Raw genomic sequence first — 20365 nt, 5'->3', positions numbered from 1 at the left:
GGTATGAAAAGCATGCTGACACGCCGGACCCTGCTGGGTTCCGGACTCGCCGCGGCCGCGTTGGCGCCGCAGAAACGGGCCCGGGCGGAAGCCTGTATCCTGGCGCCGGAGCAAGCGCTCGGCCCCTACTACCTCGCCGAAGAGCTGATCCGCCGGGATATCCGCGAGGGCAAGGCGGGCGTGCCGCTGAACCTCCGCCTGCTGTTGCTGGATGCACGGAACTGCCGGCCGCTCAGCGACGCGGCGGTCGATGTCTGGCATTGCGACGCCGCGGGCGCCTATTCCGGCTTCGGCGCCGGCGGTGATTCACACAGCTTCCTGCGGGGTATCCAGCTCACCGACCGCGACGGCCTCGCGCAATTCCACACGGTCTTTCCCGGCTGCTATCCGGGGCGCACCAACCACATCCATTTCCAGGTGCGCAGCGCGGGCGCGGTCGCCGGCGAGACTTATCGCGGCGGCCATCTCGCCCATACCGGCCAGGTCTTCTTCCCGGAGGACACCACACTGCGGTTAATGGAAGAGCGCGACTACACGGCAGGCGCGGCATCGCGCATGCCCCAGGACCAGGACGGAATCTTCCTGCATCAGGGCGGCGCGGCCTCGACCGCGCGCCTGACGCCGGTTGACGCCGCGGATCCAAGCCGCGGCTTCGAGGCGCTGCTGGTCGCTGCGGTCGACACCTCGGCATGACGCACGCATAGAACCGACTTCTCACACCCCAATCGGGGCCGCGGGGCCACCACGCGCTTGGACCTTGCCGCGTCCGTCGCTAAAGTAGCGCGCAAATGCAACGCCGGGGGGCGTGGGAGACCAAATTTGCTCGGAGACGTGCTCTCCTTTTTGCGGACCCAGTACAAGCCGGGTCCGGGCCAGTTCCTGCAGATCGATCCGAAGATCATCGTCGAGAAGATGGACTTGCGGCAGCGGGCGGCCGATCGCGCGCGCGCCAACCAGCCAGCGCCGGACTCCGCCTCCTTGGACGAAGTCGAGCAGGAGATCGAGAGCACCATCCGCAGCATCGCCGCTGAGGACCAGGCACGGACCTACGACCAGATCGCGACCTATGAGCAGCGGCTGCGCGGCGCCGACGTCGCGGGTGCGGCGGTCGATATGCGGGTCATCGCCCGCCAGGCCGAGAGCGACATGGAATCCATGCTGCTGGCGGTCAAAGGCGATCTCCGGGTCGCGCGCAAGGAGGTGCTCGACCGCGAGCACACCCTGGAAGCCTTCAGGAAGGATCACGGCCTCAAGCGCCCGGCGCATCCGCCGCGCGGGCATTTCCTGTTCTCGGCGATCATCGTACTGCTGTTCGCGGCGGAGACCCTGCCCAACGCCATCATCCTCGGCGAGGGCGAGGAGCTCGGCATCGCCGGCGGCTACACGGTCGCGATCCTGTTCTCGCTGATCAACCTCTCGCTGGGATTCGCCGCCGGCCGCTGGGGCTGGACCAATGCGATCCACAAGAACTTCTTCCGCAAGCTCTCCGGCCTCGTCCTCGCCCTGGGCTGCCTGGGCGGCGTGCTGCTGATCAATCTCGCTCTCGCGCACTACCGCGCCGCGATCGAAAGCGGCATGGCGTCGAGCACCGCCGCCGCGGCGGTCATCCCGCAGATGCAGGCGCAGCCGCTGCTGCTGGGCGACATCAAGTCGGTGATCATGGTCGCGATGGGCGTCATCTCCGCGCTGATCGTGATGATGGAAGGCTGGTTCTGGGACGAGCCCTATCCCGGCTATGCCGAAGTCTCCGACCATCTGCGCCAGGCGCAGTCGCGCTATCACGACATGGTCGAGGAGAAGCTCGATCACCTGAAGAGCGTGCAGGAGGAATTCGTCCAGAAGATCCAGGTCGAGCGTTCGCGGCTGCGCGACCGCCGGCTGGAGATCCCCTATGTGATGCAGGAACGGCAGCGCCTGCTCGCACGCTTCAAGGACCACCTGACGCATCTGCAGGATGTCGGACGGCAGGCGCTGGTGGTCTACCGCGACACCAACCGCAAGGCGCGCCAGGTCCCGGCGCCGAAGCGTTTCGACGAGGTCTGGCACTTGAACGGCTTCGGCCCGATCGAGCTCGCCGAGCTGCCGCCGATCCCGGAAAGCGAATACGCCAAGGCCAACAAGGCGCTGGAAGACAGCATCAACAAGCTGCAGACGGCCTACGAGGAAGCGATCCGCTGGATCCGGTATCTGAGCGAGAACGATCCGGACGCGCCGAGGCCCAGAACGGAATCCAATGGCGCCGCGCCGCAGGTTTAGCCGCCGCCGGGGGGGCTCGGAGACGCTGGCGCTCAAGGCGATCGCCATAGCGATCGTGGTGGTCGTGCTGTTGGGCCTCGGTGGGGTCTTCTGGTTCGTGCAGGGCCGCGCCGCGCAGCTGGCGTCGCTCGATCCGGAGACACTCTGCCCGAAGAGCGGCCCGACCTCCCAATTCGCCGTGCTGATCGACCGCACCGATGCCCTGACCGAGATCCAGGGCGAGGCGCTGCGACGGCAGATCACCGCCTGGGCAACGGCGATCCCGAAGCATGGCAGCTTCAAGGTGTATGAAGTGGGGTACGGCGGCGCCCTGCTCCAGCCGGTGGTCGCGGTCTGCAATCCCGGCGACGGCTCGGACCAGTCGGCGATCGATTCCAATCCGAAGATGTGGCGCGCGCGTTACGAGGAGAAGTTCCAGGCACCGATCGCGGCTATGCTGGAGCGGATGCGGCTCGACGAGGAGGCAAAGACCAGCCCTATCCTCGAAGGCGTGCAAGCGATTGCGGTCAAGGATTTCGGCCCGGACGCGCCGCCAGGACCGAAGACGCTGATCATCGTCAGCGATCTGCTGCAGAACCAGCAGGGTTTCAGCCTTTATCAAGGCGTGCCGGCGGCCGATGCCTTCTGGGCGACGCCTTACGCCGCCTCGGTGCGAAGCAATTTGACCGGCGTGCACACTGAAATTCACCTGCTGCACCGGATGAAGGCCGCCGCGCGGCAGACCGACGCCCTCGGCAAGTTCTGGATCGACTGGCTGGAACGACAGGGCGCCGAGGTCGATGCGTTCAAGAGCGTGCCGGGATGAGACACCCCTACTACGCCTCGGACGAGCGGGCACGGCGGGAGAAGAACCGCTTCGTCTGGCTGTCGCGCGCGCCCTTCCTGATCGCGGCGCTGATCGGCGGCGGTTCGCTGGTGGCGATGAAGCTGCTGGGGCTCGACCAGTTCACCATCACGGCGACCGCCTGCGCGATCATCGTCGCTTATTGGGCGATCGTCGCCGCGGTGCCGCTGCTCAGGATCCGCGAGGATCAGCTTGGCGACAACTGCTACTACCTCGGCTTCCTGTTCACCTTGGCGAGCCTCGCCTATGCGCTCTACCAGTTCGGTGGTACCGGCGACGTCGACCAGATCGTCGCCAATTTCGGCCTCGCTTTGGGCTCGACCATCACCGGCATCCTCCTGCGCGTGCTGATCAACCAGGCGCGCCGCGATGTGCTCGAGACCGAGCAGGATGCCCGCATGGCCCTGGCCGAGGCGGTGGTGCGACTCAGAACCAACATCGACGACGCCGTGCTCGCCCTGGGTTCGTTCTGCCGTTCGGTGCAGCAGGTGACGGCGGAGCAGATCGGCGTCACCGCGAAAGAGACCCACGCGGTCCTCGAGCAGAGCGTCGCCCGGGTCGGCGATACCTCGCAGGCGGCGATGGCACAGATCGACCAGGCCTTCGCCGAGTTCCACGAGCATGCGAGCAAGATCAACGCCACGACCGCGCAGACCGCGGTAGCGATGGGCCATATGCTGGCCGCGATCGATTCCGCGACCTCGGCCCTGCGTGACCTCGACGACAGCCTGCGCGGCACCATAGAACGGGACCGGAAGCGATGATCGGCTCGGCGCGCGACGACAAGCAGTTCCGCCGTGGCGTGGTGCTCGGCCTCACCATGGCCGAGGCCCTGCTGCTGCTGATCTTCCTGCTGATGCTGATCCTCGGGATCCGCCTCAAGACCCAGACCACACAGATCACCGAATTGGAGAAGCAGCGCGACGAGGCCCAAAGCACCCTGGTCGCGATGCAGCCGGTCTTCGAGAAGCTTTCGGGACCGCAGAAATTCGACATCACCAAGGACTACGTGCGGATGCAGCAGCAGCTGGCCGATGCCGATGCGCGGCTCAAGGATGCCGAGCTTTCGGTCGGCCTGGTGCAACAGGCGGCCTCCCTGGCGCCGGCCGAGGCGACGCCGGAACAGGCGGTCCGCGCCTTGCTCAACGAAGCGGCGATCGGCCGGCAGGCCCTCGACGCCGCGCAGCGCCTGTCGCCCAACCTGCCGCCGGAACAGGCGGTCGAAGCCCTGGTGAATGCTGCGATCATCGGCCAGTCACTGAAGGACGGCGACAGTCCGGATGCGCTGCTGGCATCGGCCGGCGCCTGCAAGACCGACCTGCAAAGCTGCAAGAACCAGACGACCTATCTCAACTCCAAGCTCAACGCCAAGACCGGCGGCTTCGACCTGCCGCCCTGCTGGGTCGATAACAAAGGCAAGATCCAATACATCTTCGATGCGAGCCTGACAGATGCCGGCATCTATATCGAGGACAAGGCGGTCTCCGGCCGCGAAGGCGACCAGGAGAAGCTGCCGCTCTCCCGCGCGCGCTACGGCGAGCCGCTCGGTCCCGGCGAGTTCTCCACCGCCTTCTCGCCGCTCCTGAAATGGAGCAATGACCACGGCTGCCGCTTCTATGTCCGGCTGTACGACGACATGCGCGACGGCGATCGCGCCGAGTACAAGGAGCTGCGCGGCACGGTCGAGGGCTATTTCCGGATTCTGCTGAGCTACTGATCGGCGCTCGTGCGGCCCGGTCGCGCCGGATCAACGTCCGCGCGATGATTCTTCCATGACATCCGCCTATGCCATGACGCCGCGCACAATCGCGCATGCGTGCGGGGAAGCCTGGCCGGCTGTTGATGAGGGTGGTGATAACCGGAAGGCATCACAACATCGTGTCGCGCGGAATGTGCTCGGTATGCTTCGGCGTGTTGAGACGCATTCATTTTCAAGATGAACGAAATGAAAATGGAGTGATGCAGTGAAGACCATTCAGAACATCTACAACACTTCCCTCGCCGCCGCCGCCGCCGCGGTCATGATTGCGGGCGCGGCCGGCATCGCCTCGGCAGACAGCACCAGCAGCGCACCTTCGACCGGCCAGGCGACGACCCAGCAACAGACCGGGACTTCCGCGGCGCCGGCCCCCAACGCCGCTGCGCCGGCGGAACAGCCGACAAAAAAGCGCGAGCGTATCCGTCGCGCCGAGCGCGGCACCAAGCAGACGAAGTGATGGAGAGTCCGACCCGCCGAATCGACGGCGGGTCGGACGGCTTCGAGGCCGAAGAAGCTAGTGGGTGGTGGACTTGGCCGAACCGGCGATGAAGAAGGCGGTAAAGGGATCGACGCGGCCATAGAGGTCGAGCGTTTCCGCCATGCGGAGCCAGTGCTGCTCCAGTTCCAGCCATGCCGCCTTGTGCTGCGGCGAAGCCGTGCCCGCCGCCAGCAACGCGCATTCCTGGGCCCGCTTTCGATAGTTCTTCGAGTCACCCATGGCACCACACAACATCGGGTTGCCACGGGAGAATGGCGGCACCGAAGATTAGTTCCGGATTTCCCGGTGCTTAGCGGGTGCGATCGAGGCTTTCCGAAGATTTCGGCGCTTGGCCATCGGCACCGTCCGCCGCGGCCTGGGGCTGTGCCGCCTTCATTCGCTTGGCGGTCTTGTAGCGGTGCAAGCTGAGGTCGCCCGCCTCGAGATCCCGCTCCAGATTCTTCAGGAAGCGCGTCATGGCGATCAGACTCTGCTCCATGATGAGCAATTGGGCCTGGGCTTCGTCGGCCGGATGCCGCTCCACCAGCATCTTTTCCACCCGGCGCCGCTGGCGCACGATGCGCTGCTCGGTCTGGACGATGTTATTCCTGGGTTGCTCAATGGCTTCAGTGGTGTACTTCATGCCCTATCTCCCCGGCCTCATCTATCGTCATTGGCTGGCAGGCGGAGGTCGAGGCCTTCGGCCGCCTTACGACTAAGTCACACCTTCGGCCTGTCGTTCCATCGGACAACGATTAATTTTCGGATATCAGGTCCCGGCGAGCTGGAACCGAGGCGAAGCGCAGGCCTTGACCGACTGGGATCCGTCGCCGGGAGGGAAGGATATGCTGGTGCCGTTGGACGATATCGACCGCTACGCTCTCGACATTGAAAAAGTCGTCACCGGCGCCGGCAGCGCCTCCGAGCGCAGCAGCGCGGTCGACATGGTGATCGACGACCTGATGACCGATCTCGCCTTGGCCGACGGCCATGTCCGCCTGCACGGCGCCCCGGCCACCCGCAACGAATATCTGATGGCCCTGCGCAAGAGGCTGGACCGGCTGCGGGGGATTGTCGATGTGCAAGCCCGGCCGGCCATCGACCAGGCGGTGGCGCGGCTGAACTAGATCTTATTCTGCGGAGGCCGTGCGCTCAGCCGGGTGCTGCGGCTCGGTGATCACGCCGAGCGCGTGCTGCATCAGCTCGGTGCGCAAGGCTCCCGCGTCGCCCGACGCGGTCCAAGCTTCCACCGACAGCTCGACCAATGCGTCGGTGATGTTCGAGACGACCACGCTGCTCTTCTGCACCCGGGCGTCCGACTTCAGGAAGCTCTTGATGCGGCTTGCGATCGCGTCCGGATTCTTGGTGAAGGGCACCGGGAGCTTCAGCGCGACGCGGCGCGTGCCGTATACCGAATTGTTGATCATCGCCTGGCCCCAGACTTGGCCGTTCGGGATCAGGATCTGGACGTGATCGCCGCCGGCGAGCTCGGTGAAGAAGAGATTGAGGTTCTGCACCGTCCCGCTCTTGCCCGCGATCTCGATGCTGTCGCCGAGCTTGAAGGGGCGGAAGATCAACAGCATGACTCCCGCCGCCATGTTGGAGAGCGTGCCTTGCAGCGCGAGGCCGATGGCAAGGGAGCTCGCGCCGATCACCGCGACCAGGCTGGTCGCCTGGATCCCGACCACCTGCAAAATCAGCACCAAGGTCACCGCCAGGAGCGCATAGCGTACCAGGCTCGACAGGAAGGCCGCGACCGTCCGGTCCATGTGCGAGGATCTGAGCAGGCCCCGGAGCACCATGCGCTCGGCGATACCGGCGACCCACCAGCCCGCCAGCGCGATCAGGAGGGCGCCGACGAAGTTCACGCCGTAGACAACGACCATGCCGCTTACGGTGTCGAGGTCGAGATTGAAGGGCAGCTCCATGGCGCGCTTCCCGCTCATTGATCCCGTCACATCAACCGGGGCCGAAACCTGCGGTTCCGGGATTGAGCATGCGCGTCATCGATGCCACTCTTCATCGCGATTCGCGGGGAAGCGTCGGACCATGGGGAACGGAACCAAGTATCTGATCGGCGGTGCGCCGGCCGTCGGCAAGTCCACCGTCGCGGCGGCTTTGGCCGCGCATCTCGGCCTGCCCTGGATCTCCACCGACCAGATCCGCGACATCATGCGCACGGTCGCCGATCGCCGCACGCACCCGAAGCTGTTCAATCCGGAAGGCTACGGCGCCGAGGCTCTCTTCGACGCCTTCTCCGCCGAACAGCTGGTCGCTATCGAGGTCGATCAGGGGGAAGCGGCATGGACGGGGATCCGGGCGCTGATCGAGCGCGACTATACCTGGCCGCAGGGCTTCGTGGTCGAAGGCGTGAACCTGCTGCCGCATCTGATCCGGCGTGATTTCGGCGGCGGATCCGACGTCCTTGGCATCTTCGTGACCGATGCCGAGCCGGCGCGCATCCGCGACGTGATCTTCTCCCGCGGCATCTGGGACGACGCCGGCCGCTATCCCGATTCCGCGAAGGAAAAGGAGTTCGCCTGGGTTCTGCAATACGACGCCTGGCTGAAGGCCCAGGCCGGGATCCACGGATTCCCGGTCGTGGCCCTCGACAAGGACGGCAAGGACCTCAACCGCATCCTGGGGGCCCTGAAATGCGCGTGAAACACCGACCGATCCTGGGCGCGGGCCTGATGCTCTGCGCGCTTGCAATGCTGCCGGGCATGGATGCGATTGCCAAGCACCTGTCGGCGACGCTGCCGACGGTCGAGGTGACCTGGGGGCGGTTCCTGTTCTATGCGCTGGTGATCGGGCCGATCGCCGTCGCGAAATTCGGCCGGCGTGCGGTGCAGCCGGCGCGGCCCGGACTGCAGGTCCTGCGCGGCCTGCTGTTTGCCGGCTCGGCCTATGCGTTCTTCCTCTCGATCGCGGAAATGCCGCTGGCTGACACGATGGCGGTGTTCTTCATCTATCCGATGGTCGTGCTGCTCGCCTCCGCCCTGATCCTGCGCGAGCGGATCGGCGCCTTGCGCTGGGTCATGGTGGTGCTTGGCTTCGTCGGGGTTCTGCTGGTGATGCAGCCTTCGTTCGATGGATTCTCGCGCGGCGATCTCTTCGCGCTTGTGTCCGGGGTAGGCTATGCGCTCGGCTCCATGGTAACCCGCCACCTCGCGCCGCATGACCCAAGCCTGATCACCGGCATCTGCTCGGCGTTGACCGGTGTACTGCTCTACAGCTTCGCGATGCCCGTTGTCTGGCAGGCACCGACGGCCTGGGAATGGGTGTTGCTGGCGGGGGTGGGCTTGATCGCAGCGGCGGGGCATTACCTGCTGATCACTGCGCATCACATGGCGACGGCGGCGCAGCTTGCCCCTTATGGTTATGCGGAGATCGTCTCGGCGATCTTCTTCGGCTTGATCGTGTTCAATGAATGGCCGGAGCCGATCGTCTGGCTCGGCATCGTCGTCATCGTCGCGAGCGGCATCGTCGTCACCTGGTCGAATGCCAGATTGGAAACCGCCCGCACCGACACGCCTTAGAGAACCGAAACCGCGAAGGCGGCGATAGCGAGCAGCAGCACCACCACCGCAGAACTGCCGACCACGTGGCGCGGGGCAGCGTTCTCACTCAGGACGTCGTAGTAGTTTTCATAATTCGGCATGACCCGTCTCCTTTGCGTTTGGAGATGGCGGGTCCGGCCATGCCTTCAAGAGAGTTAACGCCTTCTTCCGGTGCGACTGTGCGCCGGGTCACAGACAGAATTTGAACCCTTTGCGCAGTCGGCGCGGGACCTCCGAAAACAACACATCCCACTGTGTCTCTCCCGGAGAAATGCTGCTGTTCCTTCAAAGGCTTATGCCCTTGAGGGGTATTATTCCGCCGGCTAGAAGAACGTCCGGATCGCGCCGGTCACGTTATACGCATCATCGACCAGGTAGATGAGCTGCCAGCGGTCGAAGGTGGTGCAGGGATGCGAGACCCCGAACGCCACCCGGTCGCCGACCTTCCAGGGCGCATCCGCCGGGCCCTTCAGATAGCCGTGCTGGTCATTGAGCTTGATGACGGCATTGCCCTTGGGCATCGGCTCCGCGCTGGCGGCGCCGGCCGGAGACCAGGCGATCGGCACCGGCAGGCTGACGTCGAAGGAGACGTCGCGCTTGCCCATGGTGACGAAGGCAAGGCCCGGCTCCGGAATCGACTGCACCAGGGTCCAGACTTCCAGCGCCGCCTTCGGCCCGTTGTTGGCGAGTGCGGTGGAGGCGATGCCGCGCTTCTGGATGTCGTGGAAGCGGTTCTCATAGAGTCCGGAATCGTGCGTCAGATAGCAGCCGCTCCTGAGCACGACCTTGACCGGCGCGCCGAAGTCGCCATTGCGCCAGGCATCGGCGACGATGTCGAACTCCGCCGAGCCGCCGGCGGTGGCGATGATCTCGCCGGCACCGAACCAGTTTTCGGCGATGCCCCGCTTGGCGATCGAGCCCAGGAAATCGACGAAGGCGCGCACCTTGGCCGCGCGATCCTCCGGCGAGGCTCCGTCGATGATGCCTTCGAAGCCTTCGACCCCGCGCAGGATCACATGGGGCGCGCCGGCGAGGACCGCTTTCGCCACGGCGGCGGCCTGTTCCATCGTGCGGCAGCCGGTCCGGCCGCCGGCGATGCCGCCTTCGAGCAGCAGGCGCAACGGACGCCCGACATTCGCCGTCTTCGCGATCTCGGCCAGGCGCTGCACCGCGGCGGGGGAATCGACCAGGCAATAGAACTCGAAATTGGGATCCCGCTTCATCTCGGCCAGCACGTAGCGGATGCCCTGCGGATCGATGAGCTGGTTCGCCATGATCACCCGGCTGACACCATAGACGCGCGAGATGCGGAGCTGCTGCGTGGTCGCGACCGTGATGCCCCAGGCGCCGTCGGCCAATTGCCGCTGGAACAGCTGCGGGCTCATCGTGGTCTTGCCATGCGGGCAGAGCTCGACGCCCTGCTCCTTGCGGAAACGGTCCATCCAGCGGCTGTTGTGATCGATCGCCGAAGTCTTCAGCACCGCGACCGGAAACGGCAGATCGCCTTTGAGCAGGTTCCAGCCTTGCTTCCCGATCTCGCCGAGCTTCACCGGCTGGGCGGCAGTCGGAAATCCCTTGAACGTGTCGTCGATCAGGCTGGCGTCGAGTGAAGCCAGGGCGGTTGAAGCAGTCCGGTCCATTGGAAATCCATTCGTCACAAGGCGGGAATCGGCGGCGAGTGTCCGGGGGCATGACCGCGAAGTCAAGAAAGCGCTCGGGCTTTCCGGAAGCGCGGGATTCGGTTACCGTTGTTCCGCGTTCCGATTGTTTCTAGGGAGGGGACCTTGGGTATTCTTGCATGGATCGTCTTCGGTCTGGCTGCCGGCTTCATCGCCAAGTTCATCATGCCGGGTCGCGATGGCGGTGGATTGATCCTCACCATGGTTCTCGGGATCGTCGGCGCCGTGGTCGGCGGCTTCATTGCCAACGCGCTCAACTTCGGCGCCGGCCCGGCCGAGTTCGACCTGCGCAGCCTGGTCGTCGCGGTGATCGGCGCGCTGGTCGTGCTCTTCGTCTTCCGACTGATCAGGTCCCGGGCCGGATAGATCAGCCCGACTTGTACTGCTGGACGTTGTCGCCGAGATAGGCGTTGTTGGCCTCGCGGATCTTGGCGGCCGCGTCGTCGTAGAGGAAGGGCAGGAAGGCGTAGCGCTTGCCCTTGGTCACCGGCAGCGCCCGGTGCAGCAGGCTGCAGGAGAACACCACCGCACCGCCGACCGGCGGCTTGAAGATGGTGCGGCCGTATTCCGGGAAGGTGAGCTCGCCGCCTTCGTATTCGTCGCTGTTCAGGTTGACGGTGACGGCGAAGCGGCGATGCGCCGTGCCCTTGGTGGTGTTGTCGCGGTGCGCCTGGAAATAGCCGCCGACCGCGGCATCGTAGCAGGCCACGATATAGCGCTCCATCCGCGTGATCCTGAACTGGAACGCCTTCTGGATCTCGGGGATGACGCGTCGCAGGATCCGGGCCCTTGCCGCCTCCTTCAGCGCCTCGTCGTTGATGGTCCAGTCGGAGCGGCGCTTATGCTTGTGGTCGATCACCATGACGGTCTTGCCGTCGCGCTCGCGCATGAAGCCGGATTCCTCGGCGCCGCCGATCTCGTAGCCTTCGATCAGGCGGCGGCAGAACGACGGCTCGAACACGCTGGGCAACATCAGCACCGGCGCCAGGGGGATACCGGGACGATGCGGCCCGATCTGCGGCAGGCGCTTCAGGATGTCGTAGAGCGCCGCGGCGTGCTGGACCGGATCGGGCTCGGCCACGACCGCGAGAACCCGCAGATCCAAGCCGATCAGGAAGCTCACCGGCGCGACGGCGCCGTATTTATGCGCCACCGTTCCGTCATCCCAGAACATGTCCATGCCGGGCCGCTGCTGCCGGAGCGCGGGCTCGCCATCATCGGCCTTGCCGGCGACCAGGCCGAAGAAATAGCAATCCGGATTGGTGAAGATCGCCGCGCCGCCGAGAAAGGCGTCGAACCGGGTCTTGGCCGCGCCGCCTTCCAACGGCCCCAGGAAGCTCAGCACGAGGTAGCGGCCCGCGGCGGTGCTGAAGTCGAAATCCGGGTTGATGTTGCTCGGCGCCCGGAAGACCGGCGCCGGATCGCCCGGCAGCAATTGGTTGCGCGCTTCAGTCACGTCCCGTCCCGCGGCTTGACCCCGACGGTCAATTCTCCAGGTTCTGCTGGAAGAAGGCCAGCGTCACCTTGAGTGCCTGTTCGTGGCTCTGCGGTTCAAACGAGGCGCGCTCGTCACAGGAGAAGCCGTGACCGGCCGGCCAGGTGTAGACCTTCACATCCGGTCGCGCCGCCTTGACCTTCTCGACGTCGCTCATGGGAATGCCCTGATCCTGCTCGCCGAAATGCAGGATCGTGGGCACCTTGGGCTTCTCGTCCTTGTGGGCGGCGATCATGCCGCCGTAATAGCCGACGGTGCAGGCGAGGCCGCTCAGCCTTGCCGCCGCCAGGAAGGCCAAGGACCCGCCCCAGCAATAGCCGACCACGCCGACCTTGCCGGAAGTCTTCGCCGCATCGATCGCCGCCTGCAGGTCCTTCAGCGAATCCTCGAGCTTGATCGCGGCGCGCAGCTTTACACCCTCATCCATCGCCGCCTTGTCGTAGGCGTCGAGCTCGACATCGGCCTTGGCGCGATCGAACATCGCCGGTGCCATCGCCGCATAGCCCAGGGCCGCGAAGCGGTCGCAGACATTGCGGATGTGATGGTTGACGCCGAAGATCTCCTGGATGACGACCAGGCCGCCTTTCGGCTTACCTGCAGGATCGGCGCGATAGCCGCCCAGCAGGAAGCCGTCGCTCGCTTTCAAACCGATAGTCTGGCCCATGGGATCTCCTGCTCCGGTGATCCGGAAGATCTAGGCCGAGCGTCCGAAGATTTCCAGCGTGATCGCCTCCGACAAACGGCCGAGATCGGGGCCGAGCGCGCGCAAGGCGGTGATCGGCGGCGCGTGGCGGCGGATGAAGGCGAGCCGCGCCCGCAACGCCGGCGGCGCCTCGCGCCCCGTCACATCGAGTGCCTCCGCGGCGACCAGGCCCAGCACGGCGAGGCAGCCGTCGAAGGCCTTGCCCGCCGTCGCCTCTTTCTGCCAGGCCAGGAAGCTTGCAACACCGACGTCGTTCTGGCCGAAGCCGCCGCTCTCCGCCCCCGGCAGGAAGCTTCGCTGCGCGGCGTGGCGCGCGCGTTCGCCCAGGCCGACCGCGACCATCGGAACCGGGATCAGTTCGCGCGGATCGTCGGGATCGGTGCGCAGCGATTCCGGCAACAGCGAGACCTTGCCGTCGAGCAGCTTCGCGGACTGGCGCTCGGCGAGGGTGCAAAGATCGGCCCAGCCCGCGGCCAGATCGTCCAGCACCGGCGCCGCCATGCCGTTGTGATAGCCGCCGTTGCTCAGCACCCTGCCGTTCGGAAAGCGTGAGTCTTCGGCCGGCGGAATATAAACCGGGTTGTCGGTGATCGAGGCCAGCGAGACTTGCGCCGCATGGATCGCGGCATCGCGGGCGCGGATCGCCCGGCCGAGGATCCTGGGCACAATGCGGAAACTGACCGGCGCCTGGTAGGGCCGCCGTTCGGTTGCGCCGCCGGCGATCAGGTCGCGGATTGCGGCCAACGCCTCGGCCTCGGCCGGGTCCTGCCAGAGCGTCTCCAGCACCGCGTCATAGGCTTCGAGCGGCGCCTTGAAAGCCTCGGCGGCGAGCGCCAGGATCTCCTTGGCGATCGCGATGCGCTTCCGGCTGGCCAGCGCCGCGTCGGCGATCAAGGCCGCGGCACAAGGACTGCCGTTGATCAGCGCCAGGTGCTCTTTCTCCTCGAGGCCGACGCTCTCGCCCAAAGCCGCGAAGAGATGACCCAGCGCCAGGATCTCGCCGGCGCCGCTGTTGCCGATCGACGGCACGTCGGGCAGCGAGCCCTGGTCCAGCATCGCCGCCACGGCTTCCGCCAGCTTCGGCCGCACCGCGGCATGGCCTTCGATCAGATTGGCCAGCCGCGCCAGGACGAAGCCGCGGGTGACCCGCTTCGGGAAAGGCTCGCCGAAGGTGGCGGCGGTGCCGTGGTTCGGCTGGGCCGCATGGCGCTTGCGATCCTCCGGCCTGAGGCGCTGGCCGGCGCGGCTGCCATAACCCGAGGTGACGCCATAGATGTTGATCGCCGGGTCTTCGATCAGCCGCATGAAGGCCACGCGTGCCGCGGCGATCCGCGCCAAGGCTTCCGGCGCCAGCCGAACGCCCTCGCCTTGCCAAGCGACGGCCTCGAATTGCTTCAATGTGATGTCGCTGCGCCGGGTAAGCGTGACCATCGCCGGTCCGGGGAAGCTGAAGGAGTTGGTTACTTCTCGGTGCCGGGATCGGTGGCGGAGAAGATGATCCAGAACCCGAAGGCGCCCATCAGAATCACCGCGGGATAGATTACCAGGTTCGACCAGAGCCCGCCGGTGGGATCCGCAGCCAGAGTCAGGCCGGTCTCACCGATGCCAGCGAAAGTCACCGCCCCAAAGACGGCGGCGACCAAGGCACAGATAAGAAAACGAAGTCCCCCCATGCGGGCGATGATAAGCGGTTGCGCGATTCGCCGCAAGCGTCGCGCTCAGTAGCGCTGCACTTTATACCCGCGCTGCGCGAGCTGGTCAGGCAGGCTGCCCTTGCCGACCAGATGGCCGGCGCCGACCGCGATAAATTGGGTGCCGGAGCCCTGCATCATGTCCTCGATCTGGTTCACCCAGTTGTTGTTGCGTTGCAGGATCAGGGCATCGAAGAATTCCGGCGCCTCATGACGCGCGCGGTCGAGGCTGATCTGATCCAGCTGCTTCACATCGCCGGCGAGCCAGGCGGCCTGCAGTTCGTCGATGATCTTCTCGCCTTCGCCGACCTCGTTCATAGTTTGGACCAGCATCTCGGCCGCCACCTTGTCCGGCAGCTCCGCCAGATAGCCGAGCTGCTGGGATGCGGTCTCGAACTGCTTGATCGTCTTGCCGGCCGCGACCGCCTCGTTCTGCAGGGTCTGGTCGACGCCGAGCTCCGGGTCGTAGCCGATGCTGTCCATCTGCGCGCCGGTCAGCACGATGCTCGCGAGCCAGGGCCGCAGCTGATGCAAATCGCGGGTCGGGATGTCGTAGCGTTTCGCCAACTCGACGAACTTCTCAAAATTCGCCGCGCCGACCGAGCTCGCCAGGGGCTTCTGGGAATCCGTGCCGAAGTTCATCGCGTAGGTCTGGACGACCGCCGGATCGTCGTTGGTCTCCAACCACAACTCGCTGCTGCTCTTCAAGGCGGCGTCGAGCTTCTCCGACCGCCAGTCCACCCCCGGCTTCATCACATGGATGGTGCCCAGCAGATAGACCGTGCTGTCGCCATCCTTCACCACCCACATCGCCGGCTCGGCGGTGGCGGCCCCCGCTCCCCAGGCAAGCCCCAAGGCAACGGAGAGGAAGCGGAAGGCGGATCGGCCGAACCGTGAGAATTGCATGAATCTCGTCCTCGGGTTATGCGCGGGTGGCGGCCTCTACCGAGAGCCGCCGGATCTCGGGCCGCACTGCTGCCTTCTGCTTGGCGCGGAAGCTGGCCCGGAAAGCGCGCGGCGTCTGCTTGAACTGGGCGCGGAAGGCGCGGCTGAACACCGCCGGATAGGAGAAGCCGCAAGCGACCGCCACGTCCTTGATGCTGAATTCCTCGTAGAAGAGGATGTTGCGCGCCGCCTGCAGGCGGATGCGGAGATAGAGCCGCATCGGCGTCTCGCCGAAGCTGCGGCGGCATTCGCGCACCACGGTGCGACTGGAGACGCCGAGCTTCGCCGCGATGCCGTCGAGATCCAGCGGGAAGTCGAGATTGCTCTCCATCACCGCCACGATCCGGTCCGACAGCGCCTTCTTCGGCCCCGCCGCATCGCCCTGCCGCTGCAAGGTCTGCGCGCTGCGCGGCGTGTGCACCAGCGCATCCGCGACCTCGTTGGCGAGCGCCGGGTCGTAGAGCCGGCCGATCAGCTCCAGCATCATGTCCAATGTGGCCACGCCGCCGGCGCAGGCGATGCGCTTGCCGTCGACCAAGTAGATCTGGTTCCTGGTCTTCGCCTCGGGAAAGCGTTCGTGGAAGGTCGGCGTCGCCTCCCAATGCAGCACCGTCTCCCGCTCGCCGATCAGGCCCGCCTGGGCCAGCGCGAAGCTGCCGGTATCGACGCCACCGACGCTGCCGCCGAACCGCGCCGCCGCGCGCAGCTGGTTGAGCAGTTTCGGCGAGTTGCGCTGGGTCGGGAGATTGCCCTCGAACACCAGCGTGAACAGAGCGCGCGGCATCGACGGCAGGTCGCAATCGGCCTGGATCCACATTCCGTTCGAGCCGCGGACCGCCGCGCCGTCTTCCGAGACGATGCGCCAGCGGAACAGCTCGCGCCCGCTGTTCTGGTTGGCGATGCGCAAGGCCTCGGTCGCGAGGATCAGCGCATTCACCGGAAACTCCGGCTGCAGGATGAAATTGAAGGACGGCAATTCGTCCGCGGTTTTGGTCGCCAATCTCGCCTCCTACTCCTTGTCCGCCATCGTCAAGTATTGGTCTCTTAAAATCAATATGCATGACAGGGAGCGGCACAGGATGGCGTGGTGATGGCGCGCGCCTGAAGCCGGAAAGACACGGGCGCGCTGACGACATCGAATGAAACACCGCGAGCCGGAACCGCCGCAAAACACTATGTTTCTGCGAACGGAGAGGGGCGTCCGCGCCGCGGAAAAACGCGACAGACAGGGAGTGCGGAAAATGAAGAGAATGCGGGATGTGATCCTCGGCGCCGGCGTGATCGCGGCAGGGCTCGGCTTTGCGGCCAGCATCGCTTCGGCGGAAGATGCCGTGCGGCTGCGCCTGAACTGGATGTACTACGGCTCCCATGCCGGCTTCGCCTACGGCAAGGACAAGGGTTATTACAAGGAGCAGGGCATCGACCTCGACATCCGGTCGGGCAACGGCTCGGGCTCCGCGCATCGCTTGGTCGCCAACGGCGACAGCACCTTCTCCTACGGCTCCTGCGCCTCGATGACCAACCTCGCGGCGCAAGGCGCACCGCTGGTCTCGGTCGGCGTCATCGACGCCATGGGCACCGAGGCGATCATCGTGCAGCCCGATGCCGGCGTGAAGGACATCAAGGACCTCAAGGGCAAGGCGCTGCTCACCACGGCGAACGCCGGCGTAAATACTTTCTTCCCGCTGGTCCTGAAGAATGCGGGCTTGGCCGAAGGCGACGTGAAGATCACCAACGTGCCGGACGGCGCGCTGGTCTCCTCCTATCTGCAGAAGGCCGGCGGTGCGGTCGGCATCCTCGGCGGCCTCGACGACAAGCCGGCGGAGATCAAGGCCAACGGCGGCGCGGCGCCCGTGACCTTCCCCTATTCCGACTACGGCGTGAATCAGGTCGGCTATTGCATCGTGACCACCAAGGACACGATCGCCAAGAACCCGGACCTGGTGAAGCGCTTCATGGCCGCGACCGTGAAGGCCTACAAGGAGACCGCGGCAAATCCCGATGCCGCGATTGCTTCCATGGCCGACATAGTCGGCGGCACCATGGCGGAGGACGCCGGCAAGGCCCAGGCCCGCGAGGTGCTCGACGTCACCATCGGCGTGCTCTATTCCAAGGGCAACAAGGACAAGGTGCTCGGCCTCAACGTCGCCTCCGACTGGGACGACATGCTGAACCTGATGAAGAAGTACAACGACCTGAAGACCGACCAGCCGGCCACGGCCTTCTACACCAACGACTTCCTGCCGAAATAAGCCTCACGTTGAAGGAAGCCCCGGGGGACCCGTGCCCCCGGGGCATTTTTATGCTCTGCTCATGACATGACTGCCGCCGTCCAGCTCAGCTCCGTCTCCAAGACCTTCGGCCTCGGCGCCGATGCGGTCCATGCCTTCGGGCCGGTCGACCTCGCGATCGAGAGCGGCGAGTTCATCTCCCTGCTCGGGCCTTCGGGCTGCGGCAAGTCCACCCTGATGCTGATGATCGCCGGACTGCTCGACGCCACCGAGGGCGACATCCGGGTCAATGGCGAGGTCGTCGACGCGCCACGCACCGATATCGGCATCATGTTCCAGGACAACACCCTGGTTCCCTGGCGTGCCGTGGAAGGTAATATCGCGCTGCAGCTGGAGCTGCGCGGTCTCGATCCACGCGCGCACACGGCGCGCATCGACGAGCTGCTGAAATCCGTCCGCCTGGAAGGCTTCGCGCACCGCATGCCGCACGAGCTCTCCGGCGGCATGCAGCAGCGCGCCGCCTTCTGCCAGGCGCTGGTGCATGACCCGAAGACCGTGCTGCTCGACGAGCCGCTCGGCAAGCTCGACGCCATGACCCGCGAAAGCATCCGCAGCGACCTCCAGGCGCTCTGGATGCAGAAACAGCCGACCGTGGTCTTCGTCACCCATTCGATCGAGGAGGCGGTGCAGCTCTCATCCCGGGTCTGCGTGGTGACGCCGCGGCCGGGCCGGATCGACCGGGTGATCGAGATCGATCTGCCCTGGCCGCGCGACCTCGAGGTCAAGCGCTCGGCCAAATTCGCCAACTATGTCGCCGACATCCAGGGGATCTTCCATGGCTTCGGCATCCTCTGAACCGACCGCCCTTGGGCCGAAGTGGTTCGCCCCGCTCTCGCGCTGGGCGGCGAAGTCCTGGATGTTCGTGCTGTTCTTCATCGGCTTCTTCCTGGTCTGGGAAGTGTCGATCGATCTCTTCCAGGTCCCCCGCTACATCCTGAACAAGCCCTCCGAGATCATCATGGCGAGCCGCGCCGATCTCCCGAGGCTCCTGGAATACACCTATGTCACCGGCCTGGAGGCGATCCTCGGCTATGTGATCGCGATCTCGATCGCGGTGCCGCTCGGCCTCGCCATCGCCTTCTCCAGCATCCTGCGGCGGACCATCTATCCTTTCTTCGTCTCGATCGAGATGACTCCGAAGATCGCCTTCGCGCCGCTGTTCATCTCCTGGCTCGGCTTCGGCCTGTTGCCGAAGGTGATCATCGTCTTCCTGGTCTGCTTCTTCCCGATCGTGTTGAACGCGATCCTCGCCTTCAGCTCCTTGTCCGAGGAACTGGAGCGCTTCAGCCGCGCGACCGGCGCCAACTGGGCGCGGGTGTTCTGGAAGGTGCGGCTGCCGGCGGCGATGCCGCAATGTTTCGTCGGCTTCAAATACGCCGCCTTGAACGCCACGGTCGGCGCCACCATCGCCGAGTTCATCGGCTCGGACCAGGGCCTCGGCTTCTACATCCAGATTTCCACCGGCAACATGCGCCCCGACCTCGCCTTCGCCGGCATCTTCCTGCTAACCTTGCTCGGACTCCTCATGTTCGGCCTGGTGACAGCGGCCGAGCGCCTCCTCATCCCCTGGCACATTTCGGTCCGACGCAATGCCTGACGTTCGCTACAGCCCCGCCGCCCTGCGCGCCTACGCCACCGCGCTCCTGATCAAAGCCGGTATGCCGGAAGAGCCTGCCGCATCAACGGCGCGCGGGCTGGTCGAAGGCGATCTCTACGATCACACCACCCATGGCCTGGCGCAGCTTCCCGGCTATGTCGAGGAGATCGAGAGCGGCTCCATGGCGGTTACGGGCCGGCCCGACGTGATCGCCGACCACGGCGCCGCGATTTGCTGGGACGCAAGGCGCCTGCCCGGCCTCTGGACCACCGATCTTGCCGTCACGGAAGCGATGGCGCGCGCCGATAAGTTCGGCCTCGCCGCCGTGGTGCTTCGGCGCAGCCACCACATCGCCTGCCTCGCCGCTTTCCTGGAAGAGCCGGCCCGCAAGGGCTATTTGATCCTGGTGCTCTCCTCCGATCCCGGCGAATCCAAGGTGGCACCCCATGGCGGCTTGACCCCGGTGCTGATGCCAGACCCGATCGCCGCCGGCATCCCGCGCCGCCCGGACCCGATCCTGATCGACGTCTCGACCTCGATCACCACGCTCGGCATGGTCGGCCGCTCGAAGAACGAAGGCCGCAAGCTCGGCGGCCTCTGGGCGCAGGATGCCGAGGGCAACCTCACCGACGACCCGAACGTGGTCGGCAATGGCGGCACGCTGCTGCATGTCGGCGGGCAGGACCACGGCCACAAGGGTTTCGGCCTGGGGTTGCTGGTCGAGGCGCTGACCCAGGGCCTCGGCGGCTATGGCCGGGCCGACAAGCCGACCGATTGGGGTGCTGCCGTCACGGTGCTGGCGATTTCACCCTCACGCTTTGCCGGCGAGGATGCCTTCCTGCGGCAGATGGATTTCACCGCCGATCTCTGCCTCGGCTCGAAGCCGCGCGATCCCAAGAATCCCGTTCGCCTGCCTGGCCAGCTCGCGGTGGCGAAGAAGCGTCAGGCCGAGCGCGAGGGCGTCACCCTCCATCCCGGCATTCCCGAAAAGCTCGCTGCGCTGGCGGAGAAATACGGAATCGCTCCGCTGAAGCCCGCCTGAGCAGGCAGCAAGCGCGATCAAGACA

Annotated in this window: 25 protein-coding genes; 14 read left to right on the top strand and 11 right to left on the bottom strand. The window is 65.7% G+C overall.

All coding sequences use genetic code 11. The annotated features are described in order from the left end of the window. The first annotated feature begins 12 nt into the window (after nt 1-12). The 6 genes from ACH2CY_RS03535 (at nt 13) to ACH2CY_RS03510 (ending at nt 5316) form a co-directional block, all read left to right on the top strand. Entirely contained in the window at nt 13-693 is a 681-nt protein-coding gene (locus tag ACH2CY_RS03535) for an intradiol ring-cleavage dioxygenase (protein ID WP_395016009.1), read from the top strand. 126 nt (nt 694-819) lie between these two features. Further along, complete coding sequence (locus tag ACH2CY_RS03530) at nt 820-2256, top strand: hypothetical protein (RefSeq protein ID WP_395016007.1); 1437 nt, start codon at nt 820-822, stop codon at nt 2254-2256. Continuing rightward, nucleotides 2234-3061, top strand: coding sequence for a hypothetical protein (locus tag ACH2CY_RS03525; RefSeq protein ID WP_395016005.1), 828 nt, complete (start codon nt 2234-2236; stop codon nt 3059-3061). Before ACH2CY_RS03530 ends, ACH2CY_RS03525 begins: the two co-directional genes overlap by 23 nt. After that, nucleotides 3058-3864, top strand: a complete 807-nt coding sequence (locus tag ACH2CY_RS03520; protein ID WP_395016002.1) for a hypothetical protein — start codon at nt 3058-3060, stop codon at nt 3862-3864. The genes ACH2CY_RS03525 and ACH2CY_RS03520 overlap by 4 nt, the downstream gene beginning before the upstream one ends. Next, the gene (locus tag ACH2CY_RS03515) at nt 3861-4817 is read left to right on the top strand and encodes a hypothetical protein (RefSeq protein WP_395015999.1); all 957 of its coding nucleotides are present in this window, start codon (nt 3861-3863) and stop codon (nt 4815-4817) included. Before ACH2CY_RS03520 ends, ACH2CY_RS03515 begins: the two co-directional genes overlap by 4 nt. A gap of 247 nt (nt 4818-5064) precedes the next feature. Beyond that, nucleotides 5065-5316 carry a hypothetical protein gene (locus ACH2CY_RS03510; RefSeq protein ID WP_395015997.1) on the top strand — a complete coding sequence of 84 codons (252 nt, stop codon included), beginning with the start codon at nt 5065-5067 and terminating at the stop codon, nt 5314-5316. A gap of 57 nt (nt 5317-5373) precedes the next feature. On the opposite strand, the gene ACH2CY_RS03505 is transcribed toward ACH2CY_RS03510, so the two are convergent. Then, on the bottom strand, nt 5374-5577 hold the full coding sequence (locus ACH2CY_RS03505; RefSeq protein ID WP_395015994.1) for a hypothetical protein: 204 nt from the start codon (nt 5575-5577) through the stop codon (nt 5374-5376). Between the two features lie 70 nt (nt 5578-5647). Beyond that, the gene (locus ACH2CY_RS03500; protein WP_395015993.1) at nt 5648-5980 is read right to left on the bottom strand and encodes a hypothetical protein; all 333 of its coding nucleotides are present in this window, start codon (nt 5978-5980) and stop codon (nt 5648-5650) included. A gap of 208 nt (nt 5981-6188) precedes the next feature. Here ACH2CY_RS03500 and ACH2CY_RS03495 point away from each other — a divergent pair, with 208 nt between their 5' ends. Beyond that, complete coding sequence (locus ACH2CY_RS03495) at nt 6189-6464, top strand: hypothetical protein (protein ID WP_395015991.1); 276 nt, start codon at nt 6189-6191, stop codon at nt 6462-6464. 3 nt (nt 6465-6467) lie between these two features. On the opposite strand, the gene ACH2CY_RS03490 is transcribed toward ACH2CY_RS03495, so the two are convergent. Continuing rightward, on the bottom strand, nt 6468-7283 hold the full coding sequence (locus ACH2CY_RS03490) for a mechanosensitive ion channel family protein (protein ID WP_395015989.1): 816 nt from the start codon (nt 7281-7283) through the stop codon (nt 6468-6470). A gap of 103 nt (nt 7284-7386) precedes the next feature. On the opposite strand from ACH2CY_RS03490, the gene ACH2CY_RS03485 reads away from it, so the two are divergent. Both ACH2CY_RS03485 and ACH2CY_RS03480 read left to right on the top strand, forming a co-directional pair. Next, nucleotides 7387-8001, top strand: a complete 615-nt coding sequence (locus tag ACH2CY_RS03485) for a hypothetical protein (RefSeq protein WP_395015988.1) — start codon at nt 7387-7389, stop codon at nt 7999-8001. Next, entirely contained in the window at nt 7992-8876 is an 885-nt protein-coding gene (locus tag ACH2CY_RS03480) for a DMT family transporter (protein WP_395015986.1), read from the top strand. Before ACH2CY_RS03485 ends, ACH2CY_RS03480 begins: the two co-directional genes overlap by 10 nt. Here the strand turns inward: ACH2CY_RS03480 and ACH2CY_RS03475 are convergent. After that, complete coding sequence (locus ACH2CY_RS03475) at nt 8873-8998, bottom strand: hypothetical protein (RefSeq protein WP_395015984.1); 126 nt, start codon at nt 8996-8998, stop codon at nt 8873-8875. The two genes, ACH2CY_RS03480 and ACH2CY_RS03475, sit on opposite strands and share 4 nt — an antisense overlap. A gap of 222 nt (nt 8999-9220) precedes the next feature. Further along, nucleotides 9221-10537, bottom strand: coding sequence for an amino acid deaminase (locus ACH2CY_RS03470; RefSeq protein WP_395015982.1), 1317 nt, complete (start codon nt 10535-10537; stop codon nt 9221-9223). Nucleotides 10538-10681: 144 nt separating this feature from the next. Between ACH2CY_RS03470 and ACH2CY_RS03465 the strand changes: the two genes are divergently transcribed. Further along, the gene (locus ACH2CY_RS03465) at nt 10682-10942 is read left to right on the top strand and encodes a GlsB/YeaQ/YmgE family stress response membrane protein (protein ID WP_395015979.1); all 261 of its coding nucleotides are present in this window, start codon (nt 10682-10684) and stop codon (nt 10940-10942) included. A gap of 1 nt (nt 10943) precedes the next feature. Here ACH2CY_RS03465 and ACH2CY_RS03460 read toward each other — a convergent pair whose 3' ends face one another. The 6 genes from ACH2CY_RS03460 to ACH2CY_RS03435 all read right to left on the bottom strand — a co-directional run bounded on the left by ACH2CY_RS03460 (nt 10944) and on the right by ACH2CY_RS03435 (nt 16410). Continuing rightward, nucleotides 10944-12032: a 2OG-Fe(II) oxygenase gene (locus ACH2CY_RS03460; protein WP_395015978.1), complete on the bottom strand. Its 1089-nt coding sequence runs from the start codon at nt 12030-12032 to the stop codon at nt 10944-10946. A 28-nt stretch (nt 12033-12060) separates the two neighbouring features. Continuing rightward, complete coding sequence (locus ACH2CY_RS03455) at nt 12061-12735, bottom strand: dienelactone hydrolase family protein (protein ID WP_395015975.1); 675 nt, start codon at nt 12733-12735, stop codon at nt 12061-12063. 30 nt (nt 12736-12765) lie between these two features. Further along, nucleotides 12766-14205, bottom strand: a complete 1440-nt coding sequence (locus ACH2CY_RS03450) for an aromatic amino acid lyase (protein WP_395015973.1) — start codon at nt 14203-14205, stop codon at nt 12766-12768. A gap of 29 nt (nt 14206-14234) precedes the next feature. Beyond that, entirely contained in the window at nt 14235-14393 is a 159-nt protein-coding gene (locus ACH2CY_RS03445; RefSeq protein ID WP_395015970.1) for a hypothetical protein, read from the bottom strand. Nucleotides 14394-14492: 99 nt separating this feature from the next. Then, nucleotides 14493-15371: a TraB/GumN family protein gene (locus tag ACH2CY_RS03440; protein WP_395015969.1), complete on the bottom strand. Its 879-nt coding sequence runs from the start codon at nt 15369-15371 to the stop codon at nt 14493-14495. Between the two features lie 16 nt (nt 15372-15387). Continuing rightward, nucleotides 15388-16410, bottom strand: coding sequence for a GlxA family transcriptional regulator (locus tag ACH2CY_RS03435; protein ID WP_395015967.1), 1023 nt, complete (start codon nt 16408-16410; stop codon nt 15388-15390). 241 nt (nt 16411-16651) lie between these two features. Here ACH2CY_RS03435 and ACH2CY_RS03430 point away from each other — a divergent pair, with 241 nt between their 5' ends. The 4 genes from ACH2CY_RS03430 to ACH2CY_RS03415 all read left to right on the top strand — a co-directional run bounded on the left by ACH2CY_RS03430 (nt 16652) and on the right by ACH2CY_RS03415 (nt 20340). Next, nucleotides 16652-17662: an ABC transporter substrate-binding protein gene (locus ACH2CY_RS03430; RefSeq protein WP_395015965.1), complete on the top strand. Its 1011-nt coding sequence runs from the start codon at nt 16652-16654 to the stop codon at nt 17660-17662. 66 nt (nt 17663-17728) lie between these two features. Next, on the top strand, nt 17729-18496 hold the full coding sequence (locus ACH2CY_RS03425; RefSeq protein WP_395015964.1) for an ABC transporter ATP-binding protein: 768 nt from the start codon (nt 17729-17731) through the stop codon (nt 18494-18496). Beyond that, nucleotides 18477-19298, top strand: coding sequence for an ABC transporter permease (locus ACH2CY_RS03420; protein ID WP_395015962.1), 822 nt, complete (start codon nt 18477-18479; stop codon nt 19296-19298). Before ACH2CY_RS03425 ends, ACH2CY_RS03420 begins: the two co-directional genes overlap by 20 nt. After that, nucleotides 19291-20340: an Ldh family oxidoreductase gene (locus tag ACH2CY_RS03415; protein WP_395015959.1), complete on the top strand. Its 1050-nt coding sequence runs from the start codon at nt 19291-19293 to the stop codon at nt 20338-20340. The genes ACH2CY_RS03420 and ACH2CY_RS03415 overlap by 8 nt, the downstream gene beginning before the upstream one ends. Nucleotides 20341-20365: the final 25 nt, after the last annotated feature.

This window comes from Dongia sp. (assembly GCF_041905885.1).
In the GTDB taxonomy this organism is placed as follows: Bacteria; Pseudomonadota; Alphaproteobacteria; order Dongiales; family Dongiaceae; genus Dongia.
The sequence above is the reverse complement of the archived record's forward strand: the minus strand, read 5'-3'. Positions and strand labels throughout refer to the sequence as shown.

What these genes read in the sequence shown, in the direction of transcription:
- ACH2CY_RS03535 (WP_395016009.1), top strand. Translation starts at nt 13, where the DNA reads ATGCTGACACGCCGGACCCTGCTGGGTTCCGGACTCGCCGCGGCCGCG.
- ACH2CY_RS03525 (WP_395016005.1), top strand. Translation starts at nt 2,234, where the DNA reads ATGGCGCCGCGCCGCAGGTTTAGCCGCCGCCGGGGGGGCTCGGAGACG.
- ACH2CY_RS03520 (WP_395016002.1), top strand. Translation starts at nt 3,058, where the DNA reads ATGAGACACCCCTACTACGCCTCGGACGAGCGGGCACGGCGGGAGAAG.
- ACH2CY_RS03515 (WP_395015999.1), top strand. Translation starts at nt 3,861, where the DNA reads ATGATCGGCTCGGCGCGCGACGACAAGCAGTTCCGCCGTGGCGTGGTG.
- ACH2CY_RS03505 (WP_395015994.1), bottom strand. Translation starts at nt 5,577, where the DNA reads ATGGGTGACTCGAAGAACTATCGAAAGCGGGCCCAGGAATGCGCGTTG.
- ACH2CY_RS03500 (WP_395015993.1), bottom strand. Translation starts at nt 5,980, where the DNA reads ATGAAGTACACCACTGAAGCCATTGAGCAACCCAGGAATAACATCGTC.
- ACH2CY_RS03490 (WP_395015989.1), bottom strand. Translation starts at nt 7,283, where the DNA reads ATGAGCGGGAAGCGCGCCATGGAGCTGCCCTTCAATCTCGACCTCGAC.
- ACH2CY_RS03485 (WP_395015988.1), top strand. Translation starts at nt 7,387, where the DNA reads ATGGGGAACGGAACCAAGTATCTGATCGGCGGTGCGCCGGCCGTCGGC.
- ACH2CY_RS03480 (WP_395015986.1), top strand. Translation starts at nt 7,992, where the DNA reads ATGCGCGTGAAACACCGACCGATCCTGGGCGCGGGCCTGATGCTCTGC.
- ACH2CY_RS03475 (WP_395015984.1), bottom strand. Translation starts at nt 8,998, where the DNA reads ATGCCGAATTATGAAAACTACTACGACGTCCTGAGTGAGAACGCTGCC.
- ACH2CY_RS03470 (WP_395015982.1), bottom strand. Translation starts at nt 10,537, where the DNA reads ATGGACCGGACTGCTTCAACCGCCCTGGCTTCACTCGACGCCAGCCTG.
- ACH2CY_RS03455 (WP_395015975.1), bottom strand. Translation starts at nt 12,735, where the DNA reads ATGGGCCAGACTATCGGTTTGAAAGCGAGCGACGGCTTCCTGCTGGGC.
- ACH2CY_RS03450 (WP_395015973.1), bottom strand. Translation starts at nt 14,205, where the DNA reads ATGGTCACGCTTACCCGGCGCAGCGACATCACATTGAAGCAATTCGAG.
- ACH2CY_RS03440 (WP_395015969.1), bottom strand. Translation starts at nt 15,371, where the DNA reads ATGCAATTCTCACGGTTCGGCCGATCCGCCTTCCGCTTCCTCTCCGTT.
- ACH2CY_RS03430 (WP_395015965.1), top strand. Translation starts at nt 16,652, where the DNA reads ATGAAGAGAATGCGGGATGTGATCCTCGGCGCCGGCGTGATCGCGGCA.
- ACH2CY_RS03425 (WP_395015964.1), top strand. Translation starts at nt 17,729, where the DNA reads ATGACTGCCGCCGTCCAGCTCAGCTCCGTCTCCAAGACCTTCGGCCTC.
- ACH2CY_RS03420 (WP_395015962.1), top strand. Translation starts at nt 18,477, where the DNA reads ATGGCTTCGGCATCCTCTGAACCGACCGCCCTTGGGCCGAAGTGGTTC.
- ACH2CY_RS03415 (WP_395015959.1), top strand. Translation starts at nt 19,291, where the DNA reads ATGCCTGACGTTCGCTACAGCCCCGCCGCCCTGCGCGCCTACGCCACC.